The following is a 20803-nucleotide window of genomic DNA, read 5'->3' as shown; positions in this document are numbered from 1 at the left end:
GTTTGTTGTACAAAATTATATCCTTTCATCGATCATTTTAAAAAATGCTTGTGTGATTATGCCGAGACGCTTGTAGAAATAATACTACAGAAATATCCAATTATTATGTTAATTTTGTTTCGCTAACAACCAGAATTGATTTAAAATATTTTACATGAGCAGGTTTCTGATTACTATTTTTCTATTTGTAATCTTTCAGGCAGAAGGGCAAATTGCATCGTCCTGGTATGATATGGATAGCGGCCTTCCTCAAAATAGTATTAAAGACATTATTAAAGACAAATACGGCTTTATCTGGCTTTCCACAGATGACGGTATTGTAAGGTATGACGGTTTATCCTTTACCCCATACAATAATTTAGCTGTCACCAATCTGCATTTTGAAGATTTTCACGGGAATATCTCTCACGATAGTATCATGATAGGCAATAACAATGAAGAGAACAAAATCCTGATCACCAAAAGAAATGTTTATAAAATCCCTCAAAAAAATCTGAATAAGGTTGAGAGTATTCTTCTAAAAGAAAAAAATAGGTTAAAAAAAAGGCTGATAAAAAATATAGGTTTAGAGTATTATCCCGGTTTGCAATATTTTATCAAAACTAAATCCGGAGATTATTTTTTCAGAAAAAACGAAATTTTATATATCGAAAAAAAAAAGGTAAAGCAAAAGATTTCCATTCCTTTTTCTAATCCCGATTTATCTCATGTCTTCGTTTATAATGAAGTTCTTTATGTTACAGATCCCATAAAAAGGCACACATACCGCATCGATAAAGGGAAATTATCCATTCTAAAAGAACCTACCATTCTTAATAACCCCTCTACCAGAATATTCTGGCAGCAGATTTCCGATCAGACTTTTATCCTTAATAATGATGATATTTATCTGCTCCAACATGAAGAACTTCAACTAAAATTTCTGGTGAAGTATAAAGATTTCGGAAGGCAGCGTTTTAATTGCATTTTCTATGATCAACATTTTAACAAATTATATTTAGGAAGCCTTATTAAGGGATTAAATATCATCTATTTAGGAAATTTTTTCACCGCTCAGAAAAAAATTCCATTTGTGGAAGAAGTGGCACGTGCTTCATTACCGTTTACCAGGAATACGATTATTGATGTTTCAGGTTACGAATTAAATAAATATGGACTTGTAAAAAATCATCACTTTGATTCTGATAATAAATATTTTATGCAGTATGATGATTCAAAAAACATTTTGCTTACAAAAGATTCTGTCTTAGTGAGAATGCGAAAATCTTCCCAGTATAAAGTAAGAGACACCGTTTCTTTTATAAAAACATTTTGCGGAATTTATGAAAAAGATTCATTAAGAGCTGTTAGTATAACGTATGACTTAAAATACTCCTACTTATATATTTATAAAAACAAACATATAAAAAAAGCAGATTGTATTTTTAAATTCAAAGGATTGGTGAGTTCATTTTTAAAATACGGAAATGACTTATTGGTTGGGCATAATAACGGGCTGTATAGAATCTCGATCAGCCACAATACAATTTCTCAGCTTGCCAGCGGAATCAGCGTAAAAAGTATTATCCAGACTCCGGATAAAATGATGTGGATAACGACCAATAAACATGGATTTTTTTTGTTGAAGGATAAGAAATTATTTAAAATTCCTTTGGATCAAAATGCCTATTTAAGTTCTGCTCATTATATTCTTGCGGATCCGTATGGTTATTATTGGATATCTTCCAACAACGGGTTATTTAAAGCCTCAAAAAAGCAATTGCTACAGTCTGTCAAAAGCAAAAGTCCTGTATTTTATTACCGATTTTCTAAAAGTGAGGGATTATTGACCAATGAGTTTAATGGAGCAACACTACCCAATGCCTATTCTTTAGACAATGGAGAATTTGTATTTCCTTCAATGGACGGATTTGTTTTTTTTGATCCGAAATCGATTGCAACTTATTATCCCGACAGGAAAAATATATTTATTGAAAGAGCGAGAATTAATAATTCAAAGATCATTAATTTCAAAAATCATCTTGTGTTGGAAAACAACTATAAGCAAGCTGATATATTCATTGATATCCCGTATTATTCTAATTCATATAATTTAGGAATTGAGGCAAAAATAGAAGGTGAAGATAAAGACTGGCAGCAAATTCCCATCAAAGATGAACGGAAATACACGATAAAAAGTCTTGAAACGGGCACCTATACCTTGCTGCTCAGAATCTTGGTTTCACCAGACGGATCTTATGAATACAAAACCATATCTTTTGAAATAAAACCTCTTTTTTATCAGACGACTGCTTTTAAAATAAGTCTGGGTCTTTTGTTATTATTGATTATCATTTACATAGGTCAAAAGCGTACAAAATTTTTACGTAAAAAAAATACGACCTTAAAAACGAAGGTGAATCACATGGCTAATGAATTAAAAGAAACTTCAAAACACCTGGAAACCGTAAAAAATGACATGCAGAAAGAATCTGAGTACAGGACACGGCTTGTAGAAGCCATCAGCCATGATATTGCTACGCCTGTAAAATACATCGCCCTGTTGTCTCAGAAACTGAATGAAGAAAAAGATACTGATATTCAGAAAGAATATTTCGATACCATTCATCAGTCGTCTGCACAACTGTATTCTTTCACCCTTCAACTGAAGGAATACACTGATCTTTACAGGACAGAAAATATCTATCAGACGGAAAAATATTCAATCAATGAGATATTAATCACGAAAAAAAGACTGTTTGACGATATCGCAAAATCTAAAAAAAACAGTATTATTATTGATGATAAAAACGAAGCTTATTCTTTCATTAATAAAAATATAATTGCGTGCATTATTCATAATCTTCTTGACAATGCAGTAAAATATACAGATGGAGGTACTGTACATCTCAGCACGGAACAGAGTGATAATTTTATTGTAATAACGATATCTGACACAGGCTACGGAATGTCGGATGAACAAATGATTTACTATAAACAAGTCTTTGAACATGCGAATGAAGATGATATTGTACAATTTAAAAATTACGGGCTTGGTCTTCACATGGTCATTCATTTAATTAAAAAAATTAATGCCGTAATAACATTTAATAAAAATACTCCACACGGATCGATTATAAAAATCATCCTAAAAAATACATATGAATAACCGAATTTTAATTGCTGATGATCATCTTGTAGTGTCGATTGGCATTGTTTCAATTTTAAGGTCTGCTTATCCAAACATGGTGATAGACATTGCTAAAAGTTACCCGGAAGCAAAAAATTGCTTACTGGCTCGCAAATATGATGTCATCATGCTGGACATCCATATGCCCGGAACCCAGTATACACAAATGATCCCGGAAATTAAAGAGCTGCAGAATGACATAAAGATCCTGATTTTCTCATCTTTTGACCAGAATATTGCCTTACAATACATTCGCAAAGGTGCCGAAGGATATCTGAATAAGCAATGCAGCGAAGACGACGTTAAAAATGCCATAAATACCATTCTTGAAACGGGATTCTACTATCCCCCAGAGCTTATTCCTATTATAATGAAAGGCACTAAAGAAACCACCGAAGTAAAGAATCTCACCACCAGAGAATTTGAGGTTTTTGAATTGCTGGCTAAAGGAAACGGCAACCTTGAAATTTCTTCCTATCTTAATGTACAAGTATCGACTGTTAGTACCTTTAAGAAAAGAATTTTTGAGAAATTAAAGATTACTAATATTGCGGAACTTATAGAAATATATAAGTGTTTGCATTGAAAACATTTTGATATTTTCACATTTATAGATAGAAGATCCGTGTTAGTTATGCGGATTTTTAGTTTTTTTTAAACAAAATTCTACTCATGTATAAGTTTCTCAATAGAAACCCTATTCAGTTTTTTCAGCCTCTTTTCCTCTATTAAAGCTAAAGTCTTAGATTCAAAACTTTGGACATACACAATCTTCCAATCCTCCGTACCTGAAGTATATTTTCCTTTTGAATTGATATGATAAGCTAAACGCTTTTCCACATCCTCGGAAAAACCTTTATAATAAATATCTCTGCTGGGAGAATATAAAATATAAACGTAATACATTTTAAAAATAAAAAAATCCTACAACTATTTGTAGGATTCTATTTTGCGATCCGGACGGGACTCGAACCCGCGACCTCCGCCGTGACAGGGCGGCATTCTAACCAGCTGAACTACCGGATCAATTTTGTTTTAAAAGTAAATTGATAAAAAACTTTTGCGATCCGGACGGGACTCGAACCCGCGACCTCCGCCGTGACAGGGCGGCATTCTAACCAGCTGAACTACCGGATCAATTTTGTTTTAAAAGTAAATTGAAAAAAACTTTTGCGATCCGGACGGGACTCGAACCCGCGACCTCCGCCGTGACAGGGCGGCATTCTAACCAGCTGAACTACCGGATCAAATTTTTATAATATTGTTTCTTATTAAAGAACTTCGTTTCTTTTTTGTGATTGCAAAAGTACATCTTTTTTCGTTATCTGCAAATTATTTTCAAAAAAAATACCCTCCAAAAACGGAAGGCATTCATTATCAAACTTATTATTTTTATAAGTGCGCGCTTAATTTTTCAGCGATCACTTCTTTTGGAGCTACACCAACTAATTTGTCTACAACCTCACCGTTCTTAAAAATTAGAACTGTAGGGATATTTCTGATACCATACTTCATAGAAATTTCCTGATTGTTGTCTACATCTACTTTTCCAACTACCGCTTTTCCTTCGAAATCTGTTGCTACTTCTTCGATGATTGGTCCTAAAGTTCTACAAGGTCCGCACCATACTGCCCAAAAGTCTACTAATACCGGTTTATCTGATTTTAAAACCTCCTGAAATGAGCTATCTGTAATTTCTAAAGCCATTTTGTTTCTTTTATTTTAAATTAATATTATTCTTTAATGATTTCCTTAATTTGGATATTCAAAATTACGCTTTTTGAGTAATAGAGTTATCTATGCTCAACATTTGTATTTTCTATAACGAAATCTTTTGAAATTTCTTTCAAAGCCGTTACTAAAGCATCAATATCCTCTTTAGTTGTCATATGGCTGAATGAAATACGAAGCGGTGTACAATGATCCATCTCATCCTCAGATAAAACCATCATCATCACCATCGAAGGCTTTGAAGCTCCCGAAGAACATGCACTTCCCTGAGAAATTGCAATTCCTTTCATATCCAGTTGAAGTCCGATCAATGGGTTTTTGTAAGGTAATAAAGCGCTTAGAACCGTGTAAAGACTATTTTCCTTCTCAGAGCTTCTTCCATTGAATTTAATACCCGGAATTTCTTCTGTAAGCCTTTCTGCAGCATAACTTTTAATTTCCTGCATATGGTTTGTATAAGCTTCCATATTTTTAAGAGAAATTTCCAATGCTTTGCCTAATCCTACGATTCCTGCAACATTTTCGGTTCCCGCTCTTAAACTTCTTTCCTGCGGTCCTCCTGTAATAATTCCTTTCAATCCGCTTGACTTTCTGATAAAAGCAAAACCAACACCTTTCGGTCCGTGGAATTTATGAGCACTGCAAGATGCAAAATCAACCAGAATATCAGAGAAATCCAGATTCATATGAGCCATTGTCTGCACTGTATCTGAGTGGAAAAGTGCATTATTAGCTTTGCACAATTCTGCGATTTTTTTTATATCATAAATATTTCCGATCTCGTTGTTGACGTGCATTAAACTTACCAGCGTTTTCTTGTCGGATGATTTCAGTAATTCTTCTAATTTATTAAGATCGATATCTCCTTTCTCGTTCGGACGGATGTAATTTACTTCTACTCCTTTCCTGCTTTTCATATCCAAAATACTCTCGGAAACACATTTATGCTCCAAAGGAGAACTGATGATTCTTTCAACTCCAAGATGTTCTACACTGGATTTGATGATCATATTGTTTGATTCTGTACCGCAAGACGTGAAGATGATCTCAGCGGGAGTAACGTGAAGATAATCTGCAACCTGTCTTCTGACATTTTCGATAAGAATTTTTGCTTCTTGTCCGAAGCTGTGTGTTGAGGAAGGATTCCCAAAATTCATTTTCATGGTTCCAACCATGGCATCGATAACTTCATCTGAAAGAGGCGTTGTTGCAGCGTTATCTAAATATATTTTATTCATTTTACTTTTGAATATTTTAATTCTATGGAATAGGTAATTATGTAAAAACAAAGAAAAATCAGTTATCATCTGAAGATTCCAACTAACCTTTTCATTCTTTTATTTTTACTACCCAAAATTAGTGAAAAAATTGATAATGTCCTTCATTTGCCCATTTCAACATCGGCTTATCTCCGGAAGTATCACCAAAAGCAATGATTTTGTCGTATTTATGATCTTTAATTTCAGCTTCTATTCTTACCAGTTTTTCTTTTCCGTTACAGTTTTTGCCAATGAAATTTCCCGTGAAAACACCGTTCTGAAACTCGGCTTTGGTAGAAACCAACTGCATTTTAAAAGCATCAGCGAAAGGTTTTGCCCAGATATCAAGAGAAGCAGTTACCAATAGACTCTGCGTATTATCTCTATCTATATTTTGAATAAAGTCGAGTGCATTTTCTCTGATAATCTTAGGATAATGTTCTTCAAAAAACTGTTTAGATTTTTTTTCAATTTTCTCTTTAGTTTGCCCTTTTAAGATAGAACCGATGAAGCTTTTCTTTACCTTTTCTGTTTCGGCAAGTTTTAATTTTAATAAAACAAAAAGCGGAACGTGTTTCAAAAACTGTACCTGGAATTTTATTGGATCGTAGAATTTGAGATACATAAACATGGTATCCTTGTAAGTCAGAGTTCCGTCAAAATCAAAACAATACAATTTCTTCATTTTACACTAAAGCTTTAATTTTTTAAATATAAATTCAGGTATATTCCTGATAATCATCATAATAATTCCCCAAACCGGCAAAACATACACCACATTTTTCTGCTTTTTATAAGCTTTAAAAATACATGCTGCAGCCTGTTTTGGAGTTGCTGTTAATTTCGGATTTAATGGTAAACCTTCCGTCATTTTAGTTGCCATGAATCCCGGTTTTACGGTCATCACATGAACTTTCTTTTCGAAAAGATAATTTCTCAAACCGCTCAAATAAGCTGTAAAAGCCGCTTTTGCACTTCCGTAAATAAAATTACTTTGTCTTCCCCGATCTCCCGCTACAGAAGATAATCCGATGATCGTTCCTGATCTTCTGCTTTCGAATTTCTGAGCAAAATAATTCATTACGGGAACTAATTTTGAGTAATTAATATCAATAATCCGCTCTGTATTTTTATTATCATACAAGCCTTCTTCCGTTCCTTCACCTAAATATCCTGTTGCACAAAATAACAGATTAGAATTGATAGTATCAAATTGATTATAATCGATTTCTTTCATTAAATCAAGCTCGATAACTTCTGCCTGCTGAAGAAATTTCACATCAATATGTCTTGCAAATCTTTCGGTCGTCTCTTTGCTGGAGGTGAAAAAATAGATCTTTTCAAACTTTTCTCCTTTCTGCAATGCTTCTTCTACAAAAGCCTGTGCTACTTCCGATGTACTTCCTAAAACGATCATTTGTGTTAATTATTATTTAAGATTCTTTTGTGCTGTAAAGACACAAATTTTGAACTCTGCGTATTTTTAAGATAATTGGTCAGGGAAGATCTGCTCATGCTGTCTTTCGTAAGGTAAATTCTGCCTCCGAACTCCTGAACAATCTGATCTAATTGATCTACCAATTTCTTCAATTTTGAATTGACTTTAAAATCTAAAGCCAATGTGTAGCCTTCAACCGGGAAAGAATTATACGCTTCAGGATTATGTTTTCCGAAAAGTTTTAAAACCGCTAAGAATGAACCGTTTCCGCTATTGGCGATAGTTTCCAATATTTTTTTCATTCCTTCTTTTCCTGTTTCTTTCGGAATTACCATTTGATATTGAATAAAACCAGACTTTCCGTAGATTCTGTTCCACTCATGAATGGCATCTAAAGGATAGAAAAATGTTTCGTAATCGATGAAATTCTTAACCTCTTTTTTTGCCTGTTTTTTATAATACAGCAGATTAAAAATTTTAACCGTTAAAGCATTTAAAACAAATCCAGGAAAATAAAAAGGAACTGTCGGTTCGAATTTTTTCTTTAATCTTAAAGATTTTTCCTTCAGATTTTGAGGAAGTTCATGTTGAAAAGCGTGTTCACCTCTCATCAAAATACTTCTTCCTATATCTTTTCCTTTCTGAAGACAGTCGATCCAGGCAACAGTGTACGTCCAGCTTTCGCTTTCGTCGAATAACCTGAAAATTTCATCAAGATTTTCCGCTTTAATGCTTTCCTGACGAATGTATTCAGATTCTATATTTTTAAGCTTAAATTTTGCAGTAAGAATAATTCCTGTCAATCCCATTCCTCCGATGGTAGCCCAAAATTTATCGATGTTTTCTTCTCTTGAACAAGTGATAATATCACCGTTTTCAATCATTAATTTAAACTCAATCACATATTCCGAAAAACAGCCTTCTGCGTGGTGATTTTTACCGTGAACATCCGATGCAATCGCCCCTCCGACAGAAACGAATTTCGTCCCCGGAGTTACATAAAGAAAATATCCCTGCGGAACAGAAATTTCCAGAACTTCTGAAAGTAAAACCCCTGATTCGCATTCGATAATTCCGTTCAGACGATCGAAACTGATGAATTTATTTAATTTTTTTGTTGAAAATATATGTTCGCCCAATGAAGCATCTCCGTAACACCTTCCGTTTCCTCTTGCGATAACTTCATTGTTATTGACTACAAATTCTTTTATTTTTTTGAAGCTGTCTTCAGACTTCATTTCTTTTTCCACTATGGGAAAATTTCCCCAGTTGGTAACTTTCTGTATAAAATTCGGCTTCATTTTTTAAAGTAAATTTGAATTAAAAATGCAGCCACCCATAACAATAAGGTAACCTGTATATATCTGTCTCTGTAAACGATTTTGGTGGGAGATTCCGTTCTGTTATACACCAAAGTCTGCTGTAAATATCTTAAAAAAGCAAAAACCACAAAGATCACCGTATAAAAAACTCTTGAATGAAATCTCGCCTGAACTTCCGGTGATAATGTAAACATTAAGTAACATATTATCGCCAATGTTACGGAAATCGAAAGTGCAATATCCGCAAACTGAACGTTATAACCATCCAAAGCTTTTCTTGTCTTTCCGGAAACCTGTGCATTGATTAACTCTCCACGTCTTTTTCCAATTGCTAAAACCAATGCCAACACGAAAGTCAATAAAATTGCCCATTGAGAAATACTGATTCCCGTCATATAACCTCCGGCTAAAACTCTTAAAACAAATCCAACGGCAATAATGGAAATATCAATAATAGGAACATGTTTTAACTTAAAAGTATACGCCAGATTCATTACAAAATAAAATCCTACGATCGTTGCAAACTTCCAAAGACTTTCCTGAAAATATGCCTGAGCAAAAAATACCAGAGCAATATCTGCAGCAATAAGACCGATAAAAATTCCTATTGCCTGTGATTTGGATATGGCACCACTTGCCAACGGCCTCCTTCTTTTTTCGGGATGCTGTCTATCTGCCTCAATGTCGTTGTAATCATTTAAAATATAAACGACACTCGCCGCCAACGAGAAAATGATAAAAGCAAAAATACTTTTGGTAAGTAAATCAAGGTTTTTGATGTTACCTGAGAAAAATAGAGGAACAAAAACAAATAGGTTCTTCACCCATTGCTCCACGCGGAGCAGCTTAAAATATTTCTTCATTTATGTTGTTTCAAATGCAAAAATAAGAATTAAAAAAATATCCACCATAAAAATACAAAAATAACCGCTATTGCGGTTATTTAAGAAAATATTTATATGTTAAATAATTATTGCCCTTGCTGAGCGTCGTTAATCATTTTTTCATTTGCAGTAATTGCAAATTCTACTCTTCTGTTTTTAGCTCTGCCTTCTTCAGTGTCATTTGTAGCAACCGGCATACTTTCACCTTCACCTAAAGCAAATAATCTGCTTGCAGAAATTCCTTTTCCGGATAAGTAAGCTTTTACAGAGTTTGCTCTTCTTTCAGAAAGTTTCATATTATAATCATCAGCACCTTTACTGTCTGTGTGACCATAGATATTAATGTTGGTATCAGGATTATTAATAAGAACCTGAGCCAGTTTATCCAAGTTAGTAATTGAAGCAGCTTTTAGATTAGAAGAATCAAAATCAAAGTTTACGATACTTTCATTCAATGTAATTTTGATACCGTCTCCTACTCTTTCAACTTGAGCTCCAGGTAAGGTTTCTTTAATTTCTTTTGCCTGTTTATCCATTTTATTACCGATAACGTTACCTGCAACACCACCGATAATACCTCCTAAAACAGCTCCTAATGCTGCATTTTTACCTTTTCCTACGTTATTTCCTAAGATACCACCGATTACCGCTCCTGATGCAACACCTACTGCTGTACCTCTTTGCTGGTGATTAGAATTTTGTACAGCCTCACAACTTGTAAGCAATAAAGCTGATGATAAGAAAAGGGCTCCGATATATGTTTTTGTAAATTTCATTTTTGTAATATTTGAGTTAAATTATTTCATTCCTGTTCTTTCAAAGTTGTAAACAACTCTTACATTTTCTCCGTCAAAAGGAATATTTTGTTCAAGCGAAAACTGATCTGTAGTTTGATTTGTCAGTGTCAAAGTATATCCTGCCGTATTTTGCTTTGCTTTTGTACCGTCGGCAATTTTTTTGAAGTTAAACGTATTTCCGCTTACTACATCAACTTTAATCGGCTGTGTAAATCCTGCTCCACATGTTCCTCCGCCATTTAAAGTATAAGCTCCGGTCCAGTTATTTGGAATTAATCTCCAATGGCTTCCTACAAAACATTGTGCATCTACACCATCATCGAAAGGTTTAACCTTGAAATTTTTATCGTAATCAATGCTTACGATCTGCCAGTCTCCTTTCATTTTCAGGAATTCTGATCTTTGGCTTTGGGCTGTTTTTGCGTTATTAACGGCGGAACAAGACACTGCAAAAAGTGATGTTCCCAACATCCCTGCAAGTAGTAACTTTTTCATTTTGTTGTTTATTATTTTGTTAGAATAAAGTTATAAAAAACCGTGCCAAAATTGAATAATAAAAATAAAAAAAGTCCGAAATTTTCGGACTTTGTATGTTTCAACCTTAAATACAGGAAGATATGTTATTTTTTAACAGTCTTTTTTACGGATCTTTCAGCCTTTTTTACAGCACCTGATTTTCCATTATAAAAATTTGTATAAGCATATTCTGCAGCTTTTTTCAAATCAATTACACCTCCGGCCTGAGAAAAATCACCAAACTGATTTGCTGTACTCGCATTACTTGATTTTACTAAAGATTCAATAATCTGAGCCGGCGTTAAATTTGGCATATAAGCCAATAAAACTGCCGCAGCTCCTGCTACCACCGGAGAAGCCATTGAGGTTCCCTGTAAATATTTGTATTCATTGTGAGGAACTGTAGAATAAATCTCCTGTCCCGGAGCGAAAACATTTACCATTTTCTTATTGAAGTTTGAGAAACTTGCTCTTAAGGCATTATTATCATTTGTACTTGCTCCAACTACCAAAACGTTATTTACAAAAGGTTTTTCATCTGTTACATTTTTGAAGTTCGTAGGATAAGCAAGATGTTCTGCAACATCTTCATTCTCGTTACCTGCAGCTTTTACCAAAAGAACGCCTTTATCCTGAGCATATTTGAAAGCCTCCCAAACTACGCTTTTACCAGGAGAAACAGGTTTACCGAAACTCATATTCAAGACTTTAGCACCATTGTCAACTGCATATCTGATTGCGTTTGCAACGTCTTTATCTCTTTCATCACCGTTTGGAACTGTTCTTACAGACATGATTTTTGCAACTTTTGAAGCTACCCCATACTGAACTTCTTTTCCATTCGGAAGTCCTGCAATGATGCCTGCAACGTGGGTTCCGTGCATTGCATCCGGCCCTTCATAATGGTTGTTTCCGTAATTTTTTTCAGAATAATCATCATAATTATCTCCTACTATTTCTTTTCTTGGATCATAGCTAAGATCATACTGTTTAGCTTTTGGTGCAAATTCGTCAATTGCTTCCTTCATTTGCTCTTTCATCAGTTTTTCGAATTCTGCCGAAGATTTTCCTTTAAATTCAGGGCTTTGAGCAACCTGACCTAAAACATTAAGTGCAATAGCATCTTTCTGTACCGAAGGTTTAATAGCAGCAATATTTTCAGGAGTAACAGTTTTACCATCTAATAATCTCACCATATCCGGGATCAATTCACTAATCATGGTATAGGTCTGCAACCCTTGTCTTCCTTCAATACTGTTTTTATTAAACAATTCTTTAGCTTTCATATACATTGCAAAATCTTCAGGCATTTTTGCTTGATTTGCTTTGTTTTTAGTAGAATCATCACCTTCGAAAACAGGTTTGTATTTGGCAACAACTCTTGTTACTTCCATATTATCAACATCTATATCGCCGTTTTTACCACCAATGAAGTTCCATCCGTGAATATCGTCGATATATCCGTTTCCGTCATCATCTTTTCCATTATTAGGTACTTCATTAGGATTTGTCCAAATGTTTTTTACTAATCCCGGATGATCCACCTGAACTCCGCTGTCTAAGACTCCCACCAAAACAGTTTTTGGCTTAAGACCTTTAGATTCTAAAAATTTATATGCATTTTCTGTATTAATACCATAAACTTTTGTTGCAGCAAAATCTTTATGATACCAAGTCATAAGATCTTTATTTTCATTTTGGTCAGCTTTTACTCCTTGGGCTTCCTGAGCGTAAGAGAAACTAAATCCCACTAAAAAAACAGCAGCTAATAATACCTTTTTCATGTTAGTATGATTGTTTAATATTTTTAATATAAGTCAAAGTTTCCGGTCCTTTGTTACAAATTAAATCTAAAATTGATAAATCTTTTAGAAATCCTAATTTATCAGAGAAAGTCTGATAATATTCTTCCATTTCAAATTCTGATGGAATTTTTGCAGAAAACTTTTCTCTGAAATTAATCTGTTCCGGATTTTTGATATATTCTTCATTCAAAGAGTGTGCCTTTTCTGTTTTTAGAATCTGCTGAAGAATTTCAAGAGTTTTTAGATTAAAATCCAGCAAATATTTTTCCTTCAAGTCAAATATTTTCCTGAATTTATCTTCATAAAACTCGAAATAAGGAGAACTTTGATATGCGGTTTTAATGGATTTCCAATGAAGACTTCTCCAATCTTCACGGTAAGAAATTTCTATATCTTTCAATTCTCTTTTACCAGTATGAGCAATAGGAATAATTAATGACAATTTTCCGTTAGCACCATAAATATTCGTTCTGTTTCTATACGTCTGCTTCGGAAAACTTTCAAACTGTTCAAATAAAATATCATTCTCAGCATTCAAAAACACTGAAAACCATGAAATCGGCGGTAAATAAAATACCGGTAATAATACATTCTTCATATTCATAACGCAAAAATGAAGTATTCTTTCAAATACTTCATTTATTATAGTTTATTTTAATTTTATAAATCTTCTTCTTTCTTTTTCTTTCCAAACAGCTTCATGAAATACTCCCAACCAAAGAATAGGATAAGAATCATGACTGCAACCCACCAGTAAGAAGTTTTGTTGGCTTCTCCTGTGTTTGTAGCTTTAAACATTCTGTCCCAACGGACTTTTTTCGGAGCCTGATATGTTGAACTTGCATCTGAGAAAACTCCTTGTACACTCATCCATGTAAACATCGGCTTTCCAACAATATTTTCTTCAGGAACAAAACCAAAGAATCTTGCATCTAGCGAAGCATCTCTGTTGTCTCCGATCATCATGTAATAATCCTGCTGAATTGTATATTGATTGGTTTCTTTTCCGTTGATGAAGATTTTCCCGTTTTTGTTTTCTAAAGTGTTATGCTCATATTTAGAAATAACCCACTGATACATTGGAAAAGACTCCTTATCAATAATAACAACGTCACCCTTTTTAGGAATTTTTAAAGGACCGTACCAATCTTGGTTCCAAGGTTTATTGATCGGGAAAATAGATTGAGTAGTATCAATACTTTTTGTGTAAGCTGTTTTATCAGCATTTAATTTATATGAAATCGTAGCAGAGTCTTTAGGATAAATATTTTCCTCCATACTCAGTACACTCGGCAATGCTTTGATTTCTTTTGCCGTCTTATCTGTAAGACCCTGGAACATGTAAACAAATCCACCGCTTTTTTCGTTCTGCATTTCTCTTACAGGTAAGAATCCATAAGTATTATAGAGACTTGGAATATCCAATTGAGTTCCTGTATTTACAGTATAAGCGTGCTGAACTTCCTGATCTCCTAAAACCGTTTCCGGCTTACCGTTTACAAAAAGTCTTCCTGCTCTCATTTCAAAAGTATCACCTGCAACTGCCACACATCTTTTTACATAGGGATCTTTTCTGTCGATCGCCGTGTGTACAGAATCCTGAGGATAGTTGAAAACAACTACATCATTTCTTTGAGGCTTATTGAACTGAAGTAATCTTGCATAAGGAAGTTTTACCCCGTCAACATAAGATTTTGGATCATCTTTCGGGTTTCCTTTTTCTCCCGTATCCATGATCGTTCCCTGTAAAAACGGAATCGCCAAAGGACGCATCGGAAGTCTGTATCCGTAGCTCCATTTATTTACGAAAAGGAAATCACCCACCAATAACGTTCTTTCCATAGATCCTGTAGGAATCCCGAAAGGCTGTGTTACAAAAACGTGGATAATTGTTGCGAAAACTACTGCAAAAGTTACTGATCCCAAGAAAGAATCTTTCTTTTTACCTTCTTCATCTGAAGAAAAACGAGAAGTTTTTGCACTCGTCCCTGTACCTGTTACAAATAAATCAAAAATTTGTGCAGATATATTAAGTATCTTATTATGTTGTTCTTTAAGATTTTTTTGTTCTTCTGTTAAATATTCTTCATCTTCTATCTCTGTATCTTTCGAGTAGTTTACAACTGCCATATAAATAAAAGGAAGAAAAACAGTAAGAAATTTATTCTGAATAAGGTTTTTCCCAAATTTATCCATTAGATATAAGTGAAAAACAGACATCATGATTGGTCCTACGATTGGTAAATAGGATAAAATTGCCCACCATCTCGGATGTTTTGTTTCTTTTAAAATAACTAAATAATTACAGAAAGGTATAAAAGCCAATAACGGACTATACCCCATTTTTTTGAACAGCTTCCAAGTGGAAATCCCCATCAACACTGATAAAATGAGAACATAAACTGTATAAGTTAAAAAATAATTCATAAATTTTTGTGCCTAATCTATAATATGAGTAATTTGTAATGAGCAATGTGTAATTTTTACCGCTCATTATTTGTTACTATTAGTTTGCAATGTAGGGATTTTGTTACAAATTAAAGTCCCAAAACATCCTTCATTGCGAAATTTCCTTTTTTATCTTTAATCCATTCTGCTGCTACGACAGCTCCTAGTGCAAAACCATTTCTGTTGAAAGCCGTATGTTTAATCTCAATCTCATCTACTTCGCTTCTATAGAAAACGCTGTGAGTTCCCGGAACCTCATCTTCACGGATTGCAAAGATACCCAACTGATTTCCCTGAGTTTCTTCCAATTTCCAGGCTTCGAATTTTGGATTGTGTTTGAAGATACCTTCTGCAATAGAAATTGCTGTTCCACTAGGTGCATCCAGCTTATGAACGTGATGAATTTCTTCTAACTGACAAGAATATTCATCCACATTTTTCATTAAATCTGCCAACTTTTCATTTAAAGCAAAAAATAAATTTACCCCTAAGCTAAAGTTTGAACCATATAGGAAAGCGGTTTCATTTTCAACAGCCAGTTTTTCAATTTCTTCTTTTTTTTCCAGCCAGCCTGTTGTTCCGCAGATTACCGGAATTTTGTTTTTAAGACAAGCTTTGATATTTTCATAAGCTACTTCCGGCAAAGAAAATTCAATCACTACATCCGGATTGTTAAGATTTTCAGCAGTTGGGGTTTCTTTTAATCTGGCAACGATTTCGTGACCTCTTTTTGTCGCAATCTCATCAATGATTTTGCCCATTTTACCATATCCAACTAATGCTATTTTCATAAAATCTTTATCTATTTTTACTGCTTTAAAAATTTCCGTTTTAAACCAATTTTAATTAAAATCTATAACTTAAACTTAATCCCGTTTTCGGAGGAGCGAAACCATATTGATCCTGAACCACCGCTGGGGCGAAAGATAAATCCGGATCATGACGAGGTTCATACAAATGTGCATCTACCACAGCATCCACAATATTTAAAATATAAATTAAACCTGTGATGGCAATTGCATAATCTCTTTGTCTTTTTGATCTGTCCTGAGCATTTCCTAATGCTACTTTATCCAACCAAGGATGGCTGTCAACGAATTCATTTGGAGTTCCGTTGAGTTTGGCGATGTAATATTCGCGGTATTTTTTATACTGAGTGTCATTCCAGACAGCAATCCCGACTCCGGCTCCTACAGCTCCTAAAACGATAGGAACTTTCCAGTATTTTTTATTGTAAACCTGCCCCAATCCAGGTAAAACAGCAGAATACAATCCCGCTTTTGTAGGATTTAATTTTAGGGTTTTCTTTGTTGGTCCGTTTGCTTTTTCAAGATCTGAAACTACTTTTGCCTCAGTCTTTGTATTGTTTTTTTCCACAGACACGCTGTCTTTCGGATGGTGTTCTACCCGAATCGTATCATTAGGATTTACTTGCGAATATGCAATCGCAAACAGACACAAGAAAAATGTGAAAAGTATTTTCTTCATTTATTTAATATGAGATAAAATATATTCCAGCTCATCTTCGTTTTTGAAGTCCAGAACAATTTTTCCTTTTTTACCACTTCCGGAAGCTTTAATCTCCACTTTTACATCCAAAATGTCTGCAATAGTTTTTTGCGCTCTCTTATAATTGTTAGAAAGCTCAGCTTTTGCTTTTTTTGCAGCCGGAGATTTTGGATTTTTTAAGGCTGTTGCAGCTTGTTCAGCCTGGCGAACATTTAGTTTTTCTTTAATAATTAAATCAAATAAAATCTGCTGGTGTTCTTCATTTTCAAGACTGATGATAGCTCTTCCGTGACCTGCAGAAATCTCACCGCTTCTGATTGCATTTTGAATATCCGGATTTAATCTTAATAATCTGATCGAGTTGGTAATCGTACTTCTGTCCTTACCAACTCTTTGGCTAAGATTTTCCTGAGTAAGACCGATTTCGTCCATTAATCTCTGATACGTTAATGCAATTTCAATCGCGTCAAGATCTTCTCTTTGGATATTTTCAACAAGAGCCATCTCAAGAAGCTCCTGATCATTCACCAAACGGATATAAGAAGGAATAGACTCCAACCCTGCAATTTTACTCGCTCTGAAACGTCTTTCCCCGGATATGATTTCAAACTTTTCTCCGTCTTTTCTTAGGGTAATTGGTTGAATTACACCTAAGTTTTTGATGGACTGAGCAAGTTCGTTTAATGCTTTTTCGTCAAAATAAGTTCTTGGTTGGGTTGCGTTGGGATATATATCTTCTATTGCAATTTCTACAATATTCCCCACAAACTTATCTGCTCCCTCATCAGTCGCAGAGTTGATCGTTGCTTTGGATTCAGCACTTAGAATTGCACCCAAACCACGTCCCATCGCTCTTTTTTTGTCCTTCATATTATGCTTTAAACTTTAAGTTGATGACTTAAACTTTTTTAATTTTTTACTAAATTTTCATTGTTCAGCAAAACTTCTTCTGCCAATTGAATATACTGAATCGCTCCTTTACTCTCCGCATCATAATTCAGGATACTTTCTCCGAAACTTGGTGCTTCACTCAATCTAACGTTTCTGCTGATGATTGTTTCAAAAACCATTTCAGGGAAGTGCGCATTGACCTCTTCCACAACCTGATTAGACAATCTCAATCTGCTGTCGTACATCGTAAGAAGCAAACCTTCAATATCCAAATCTTTATTGTGAATTTTCTGAACATTTTTAATTGTATTCAATAATTTTCCAAGACCTTCCAATGCAAAATACTCACATTGAATCGGAATAATCACAGAATCTGCTGCTGTAAGAGCATTTACGGTAATCAACCCTAAACTCGGCGCACAGTCAATAATGATATAATCATAATCATCTCTTACGCTCTGCAATGCTTTTTTCAGCATATACTCACGATTTTCTTTATCTACCAATTCGATTTCCGCAGCAACTAAGTCGATGTGAGAAGGAACGATATCCAAATTTGGTGTAGCTGTCTGCTTAATACAAGCTCTTGTATCCATGCTGTGCTCCAACAAATTATATGTAGAATACTGAACATCTTCAACACCTAAACCTGAGGTTGCATTTGCCTGAGGATCAGCATCAATGATTAATATTTTTTTTTCCAATACCCCCAATGCTGCTGCTAAATTGACAGCTGTTGTAGTTTTTCCAACTCCTCCTTTCTGATTAGCGATACCTATGATTTTTGCCATTATTAGAACTTTAAGCCTCAAAAGTACACATTTTTCCTTGCTCTGAATGAATGGATAAAACGAAATTTGAGTTAAAATATTGTTAATAAGCATTTTAACAATAAAAAAAATTATCCACAAAAAAAATTCTTTGTGGATAACTATTCAAGATTTGTTTTTTACTATTGATTATTCAAACTTCATTGAGATTGGAAATTTGAAATAACTTCTTACAGGTTGACCTTTAACTTTAGCCGGAATCCATTTTCCTTTGATAGATTTAACTGTTCTTAATGCTTCGCTGTTAAAATCAGCATTTTTCCCATCTGCTTTAATTCCTGAAATTGTTCCATCTCTTTCTACAATAAAAGTAATTGTAGTTTTCATCAGTTCATCAGAATCAAGTGCAGAATTATCAAAATTGTTCATTACTTTATTTCTAAAAGAATCAATTCCTCCTGGAAAAGTTGCCTCTACATCTACAACCGTCGGAATCACGTTAGGATCTTCTTTTTTAGGTTCTGCTGTAGGCTGTACAGGAGGACCTGTTTTAATAGTCGGAGCTGTTATCGGAATGTAAGCATTTGCTGGAGCCGTTTCTCCATCCGAATTGTTTTTAATCCCTGAAACCGCACCTTCAATTTTTTCAACAACTCTTTCGTTCGTGACATTAGCTTTTGGCTCTGGTAATCTATCATCAACCGTTTTTACATTTGGAGCAGTCGTTTGAGGAACAGGTTGTGCCTTTGGAGGAACCACAACAACATCTGGTGGAACTACAGGATCTACAAGATCTATAATTACTCCTTCCGGTCCTTTTACCACATCACTTTTAAACGCATTAATAGCAAGTGGCGTCAAAGAAATTGCAGCCAATAAACTTACGCCTATAAAAAGAGCTTTTGTTAATATTTTATCTGATTCGTTTCTCAGAACATATGCACCATATTCTTTATTACGGTGTTCGAAAAGAACTTCATTAAAGCGAAATTCTTGATTTTGATGTATGTGTTTCATCACTATAAATATTTAAACTGTTAAAAATTGTAATTATTAGTTTTTATAGCTCTTATCGATAAGCATTGTTTCAATATCAAAACATTTGCCAAAAATTTGTTAAAATCACAACATTTTAAAAATAATTATAACAATATTTAAAATTAACTATGCGAAAAATAATAACGCTCTATTTATAAGCAAAATACACATCAATATTATTCAATAATAATCTTATATCATTTTAAAATGTTCAACGAAAATTAATTATCGTAAAAACCACATCTCAAAACAGGAAAATCACTACTGAATTTATTGATTATGTGATAGATATTTGTACTATACAAAAAATGGTAACACTCAAAACTGAAAAAAGTAACTAAAAAACCAATAGCCATGAAACTTTTAAAATATTATACAAAATCGCCGGAAGTCACTACACTTTGTGAACTTCTTTACAAACAAGGATATAACATAAAAATTTCAGATTCTTTTTCTCTGGAAGTTGATGCTGCGGTGAAAGATTTTCAAAGAAAAAATTCTTTGGTCGTTGATGGGATTGTCGGCATGAAAACCTGGACCGTTCTGCTTCAGAAAAATTCAGCTCCGGCTCCCACAAATTCAACAGATAAGTTTTTAAAAGAAAGTGACTTAATAACTTTCGCAGATCAATATGGCCTTGAGTTAGCTGCTGTAAAAGCTGTTAATGAAATAGAAAGCAGCGGAAAAGGTTTTTTAATTAACAATAAGCCTAAAATCTTGTTTGAAGGACACATTTTCTGGAATGAATTAAAGAAAAGAGGAATTGATCCAAATGCTTATTACAACGCCAATCACAAAGACGTTTTGTATCCAAAATGGACAAAAATATACTATCAGGGCGGTGTAAAAGAGTACGACAGGCTGAATGAAGCCAGCACCTTGGGAGCTGATCCGAAATTTAAAGACGCAGCATTATCTTCTGCTTCGTGGGGAAGTTTCCAGATTATGGGATTTCACGCAAAACCGCTTGGCTATAATGATACAGCTGATTTTGTTTCAAAAATGGAAATAAATGAGGGTGAACATTTGAAAGCTTTCGGAAGATTTTTAGAAGTGAATAAAATATTAACCCATTTAAAAAATAAAAACTGGGCAAGTTTCGCTAAAGCCTATAACGGAGCCGGTTACAAACAGAATAAATATGATGAAAAACTAGCAAAAGCTTATGCTAAATATTCTAAAAACTAATAACCAATTAATATTCAGCGCATTGAACTCAAAGTTCC

At 34.1% G+C, this 20803-nt stretch carries 20 protein-coding genes and 3 tRNA genes; 3 read left to right on the top strand and 20 right to left on the bottom strand.

Annotated elements, in window-relative coordinates; all coding sequences use genetic code 11:
• The first annotated feature begins 154 nt into the window (after positions 1-154).
• Together ABD745_RS03945 and ABD745_RS03940 are read left to right on the top strand one after the other, a co-directional pair.
• The gene (locus ABD745_RS03945) at positions 155-3148 is read left to right on the top strand and encodes a sensor histidine kinase (protein ID WP_344825498.1); all 2994 of its coding nucleotides are present in this window, start codon (positions 155-157) and stop codon (positions 3146-3148) included.
• Positions 3141-3755 carry a response regulator transcription factor gene (locus ABD745_RS03940; protein ID WP_344825495.1) on the top strand — a complete coding sequence of 205 codons (615 nt, stop codon included), beginning with the start codon at positions 3141-3143 and terminating at the stop codon, positions 3753-3755. The genes ABD745_RS03945 and ABD745_RS03940 overlap by 8 nt, the downstream gene beginning before the upstream one ends.
• An 80-nt stretch (positions 3756-3835) precedes the next feature.
• Here the strand turns inward: ABD745_RS03940 and ABD745_RS03935 are convergent, their stop codons facing one another.
• From ABD745_RS03935 to ABD745_RS03840, 20 genes are all read right to left on the bottom strand, one after another.
• Positions 3836-4075, bottom strand: a complete 240-nt coding sequence (locus ABD745_RS03935) for a GIY-YIG nuclease family protein (RefSeq protein WP_344825492.1) — start codon at positions 4073-4075, stop codon at positions 3836-3838.
• 46 nt (positions 4076-4121) lie between these two features.
• A tRNA-Asp gene (locus ABD745_RS03930) sits at positions 4122-4195 on the bottom strand.
• A 37-nt stretch (positions 4196-4232) separates the two neighbouring features.
• Positions 4233-4306 (bottom strand) — tRNA-Asp (locus tag ABD745_RS03925).
• Positions 4307-4342: 36 nt separating this feature from the next.
• A tRNA-Asp gene (locus ABD745_RS03920) sits at positions 4343-4416 on the bottom strand.
• A gap of 145 nt (positions 4417-4561) precedes the next feature.
• Complete coding sequence (trxA, locus tag ABD745_RS03915; protein ID WP_047402403.1) at positions 4562-4876, bottom strand: thioredoxin; 315 nt, start codon at positions 4874-4876, stop codon at positions 4562-4564.
• Between the two features lie 86 nt (positions 4877-4962).
• Complete coding sequence (locus ABD745_RS03910; protein ID WP_344825487.1) at positions 4963-6138, bottom strand: cysteine desulfurase family protein; 1176 nt, start codon at positions 6136-6138, stop codon at positions 4963-4965.
• 118 nt (positions 6139-6256) lie between these two features.
• On the bottom strand, positions 6257-6844 hold the full coding sequence (locus ABD745_RS03905; RefSeq protein WP_344825484.1) for an HAD family hydrolase: 588 nt from the start codon (positions 6842-6844) through the stop codon (positions 6257-6259).
• 6 nt (positions 6845-6850) lie between these two features.
• The gene (locus ABD745_RS03900) at positions 6851-7576 is read right to left on the bottom strand and encodes an SDR family NAD(P)-dependent oxidoreductase (RefSeq protein ID WP_344825481.1); all 726 of its coding nucleotides are present in this window, start codon (positions 7574-7576) and stop codon (positions 6851-6853) included.
• A gap of 5 nt (positions 7577-7581) precedes the next feature.
• Complete coding sequence (locus ABD745_RS03895) at positions 7582-8898, bottom strand: FAD-binding oxidoreductase (protein ID WP_344825478.1); 1317 nt, start codon at positions 8896-8898, stop codon at positions 7582-7584.
• On the bottom strand, positions 8895-9782 hold the full coding sequence (locus ABD745_RS03890) for a decaprenyl-phosphate phosphoribosyltransferase (protein WP_047402398.1): 888 nt from the start codon (positions 9780-9782) through the stop codon (positions 8895-8897). Before ABD745_RS03890 ends, ABD745_RS03895 begins: the two co-directional genes overlap by 4 nt.
• 107 nt (positions 9783-9889) lie before the next feature.
• Complete coding sequence (locus ABD745_RS03885) at positions 9890-10579, bottom strand: YiaD family glycine zipper/OmpA-like lipoprotein (protein WP_344825473.1); 690 nt, start codon at positions 10577-10579, stop codon at positions 9890-9892.
• 21 nt (positions 10580-10600) lie between these two features.
• Complete coding sequence (locus ABD745_RS03880; protein ID WP_344825470.1) at positions 10601-11095, bottom strand: hypothetical protein; 495 nt, start codon at positions 11093-11095, stop codon at positions 10601-10603.
• A gap of 125 nt (positions 11096-11220) precedes the next feature.
• On the bottom strand, positions 11221-12900 hold the full coding sequence (locus ABD745_RS03875) for a S8 family serine peptidase (protein ID WP_344825467.1): 1680 nt from the start codon (positions 12898-12900) through the stop codon (positions 11221-11223).
• A gap of 1 nt (position 12901) precedes the next feature.
• Positions 12902-13525, bottom strand: a complete 624-nt coding sequence (locus tag ABD745_RS03870; protein WP_425549780.1) for a WbqC family protein — start codon at positions 13523-13525, stop codon at positions 12902-12904.
• A 56-nt stretch (positions 13526-13581) separates the two neighbouring features.
• Positions 13582-15348 (bottom strand): signal peptidase I, encoded by a 1767-nt coding sequence (lepB, locus tag ABD745_RS03865; RefSeq protein ID WP_344825461.1) that lies wholly within the window; start codon positions 15346-15348, stop codon positions 13582-13584.
• A gap of 110 nt (positions 15349-15458) precedes the next feature.
• Positions 15459-16160, bottom strand: a complete 702-nt coding sequence (gene dapB, locus ABD745_RS03860; RefSeq protein WP_344825458.1) for a 4-hydroxy-tetrahydrodipicolinate reductase — start codon at positions 16158-16160, stop codon at positions 15459-15461.
• Positions 16161-16215: 55 nt separating this feature from the next.
• Positions 16216-16857, bottom strand: a complete 642-nt coding sequence (locus ABD745_RS03855; protein ID WP_344825455.1) for a DUF5683 domain-containing protein — start codon at positions 16855-16857, stop codon at positions 16216-16218.
• Entirely contained in the window at positions 16858-17748 is an 891-nt protein-coding gene (locus ABD745_RS03850; protein WP_047402388.1) for a ParB/RepB/Spo0J family partition protein, read from the bottom strand.
• A gap of 38 nt (positions 17749-17786) precedes the next feature.
• Positions 17787-18560, bottom strand: coding sequence for a ParA family protein (locus tag ABD745_RS03845; RefSeq protein WP_344825450.1), 774 nt, complete (start codon positions 18558-18560; stop codon positions 17787-17789).
• 168 nt (positions 18561-18728) lie between these two features.
• Positions 18729-19556: an energy transducer TonB gene (locus ABD745_RS03840; RefSeq protein ID WP_344825447.1), complete on the bottom strand. Its 828-nt coding sequence runs from the start codon at positions 19554-19556 to the stop codon at positions 18729-18731.
• 375 nt (positions 19557-19931) lie between these two features.
• On the opposite strand from ABD745_RS03840, the gene ABD745_RS03835 reads away from it, so the two are divergent.
• On the top strand, positions 19932-20765 hold the full coding sequence (locus tag ABD745_RS03835) for an N-acetylmuramidase domain-containing protein (protein WP_344825444.1): 834 nt from the start codon (positions 19932-19934) through the stop codon (positions 20763-20765).
• Positions 20766-20803 lie beyond the last annotated feature (38 nt).

The organism is Chryseobacterium ginsenosidimutans (assembly GCF_039536845.1).
In the GTDB taxonomy this organism is placed as follows: Bacteria; Bacteroidota; Bacteroidia; order Flavobacteriales; family Weeksellaceae; genus Chryseobacterium; species Chryseobacterium ginsenosidimutans_B.
This window is presented reverse-complemented; position numbering and strand designations above follow the sequence as displayed.

Coding starts and splice junctions, on each gene's coding strand:
- ABD745_RS03945 (WP_344825498.1), top strand. CDS start 155: ATGAGCAGGTTTCTGATTACTATTTTTCTATTTGTAATCTTTCAGGCA.
- ABD745_RS03940 (WP_344825495.1), top strand. CDS start 3,141: ATGAATAACCGAATTTTAATTGCTGATGATCATCTTGTAGTGTCGATT.
- ABD745_RS03935 (WP_344825492.1), bottom strand. CDS start 4,075: ATGTATTACGTTTATATTTTATATTCTCCCAGCAGAGATATTTATTAT.
- trxA (WP_047402403.1), bottom strand. CDS start 4,876: ATGGCTTTAGAAATTACAGATAGCTCATTTCAGGAGGTTTTAAAATCA.
- ABD745_RS03910 (WP_344825487.1), bottom strand. CDS start 6,138: ATGAATAAAATATATTTAGATAACGCTGCAACAACGCCTCTTTCAGAT.
- ABD745_RS03905 (WP_344825484.1), bottom strand. CDS start 6,844: ATGAAGAAATTGTATTGTTTTGATTTTGACGGAACTCTGACTTACAAG.
- ABD745_RS03900 (WP_344825481.1), bottom strand. CDS start 7,576: ATGATCGTTTTAGGAAGTACATCGGAAGTAGCACAGGCTTTTGTAGAA.
- ABD745_RS03895 (WP_344825478.1), bottom strand. CDS start 8,898: ATGAAGCCGAATTTTATACAGAAAGTTACCAACTGGGGAAATTTTCCC.
- ABD745_RS03890 (WP_047402398.1), bottom strand. CDS start 9,782: ATGAAGAAATATTTTAAGCTGCTCCGCGTGGAGCAATGGGTGAAGAAC.
- ABD745_RS03885 (WP_344825473.1), bottom strand. CDS start 10,579: ATGAAATTTACAAAAACATATATCGGAGCCCTTTTCTTATCATCAGCT.
- ABD745_RS03880 (WP_344825470.1), bottom strand. CDS start 11,095: ATGAAAAAGTTACTACTTGCAGGGATGTTGGGAACATCACTTTTTGCA.
- ABD745_RS03875 (WP_344825467.1), bottom strand. CDS start 12,900: ATGAAAAAGGTATTATTAGCTGCTGTTTTTTTAGTGGGATTTAGTTTC.
- ABD745_RS03870 (WP_425549780.1), bottom strand. CDS start 13,525: ATGAATATGAAGAATGTATTATTACCGGTATTTTATTTACCGCCGATT.
- lepB (WP_344825461.1), bottom strand. CDS start 15,348: ATGAATTATTTTTTAACTTATACAGTTTATGTTCTCATTTTATCAGTG.
- dapB (WP_344825458.1), bottom strand. CDS start 16,160: ATGAAAATAGCATTAGTTGGATATGGTAAAATGGGCAAAATCATTGAT.
- ABD745_RS03855 (WP_344825455.1), bottom strand. CDS start 16,857: ATGAAGAAAATACTTTTCACATTTTTCTTGTGTCTGTTTGCGATTGCA.
- ABD745_RS03850 (WP_047402388.1), bottom strand. CDS start 17,748: ATGAAGGACAAAAAAAGAGCGATGGGACGTGGTTTGGGTGCAATTCTA.
- ABD745_RS03845 (WP_344825450.1), bottom strand. CDS start 18,560: ATGGCAAAAATCATAGGTATCGCTAATCAGAAAGGAGGAGTTGGAAAA.
- ABD745_RS03840 (WP_344825447.1), bottom strand. CDS start 19,556: ATGAAACACATACATCAAAATCAAGAATTTCGCTTTAATGAAGTTCTT.
- ABD745_RS03835 (WP_344825444.1), top strand. CDS start 19,932: ATGAAACTTTTAAAATATTATACAAAATCGCCGGAAGTCACTACACTT.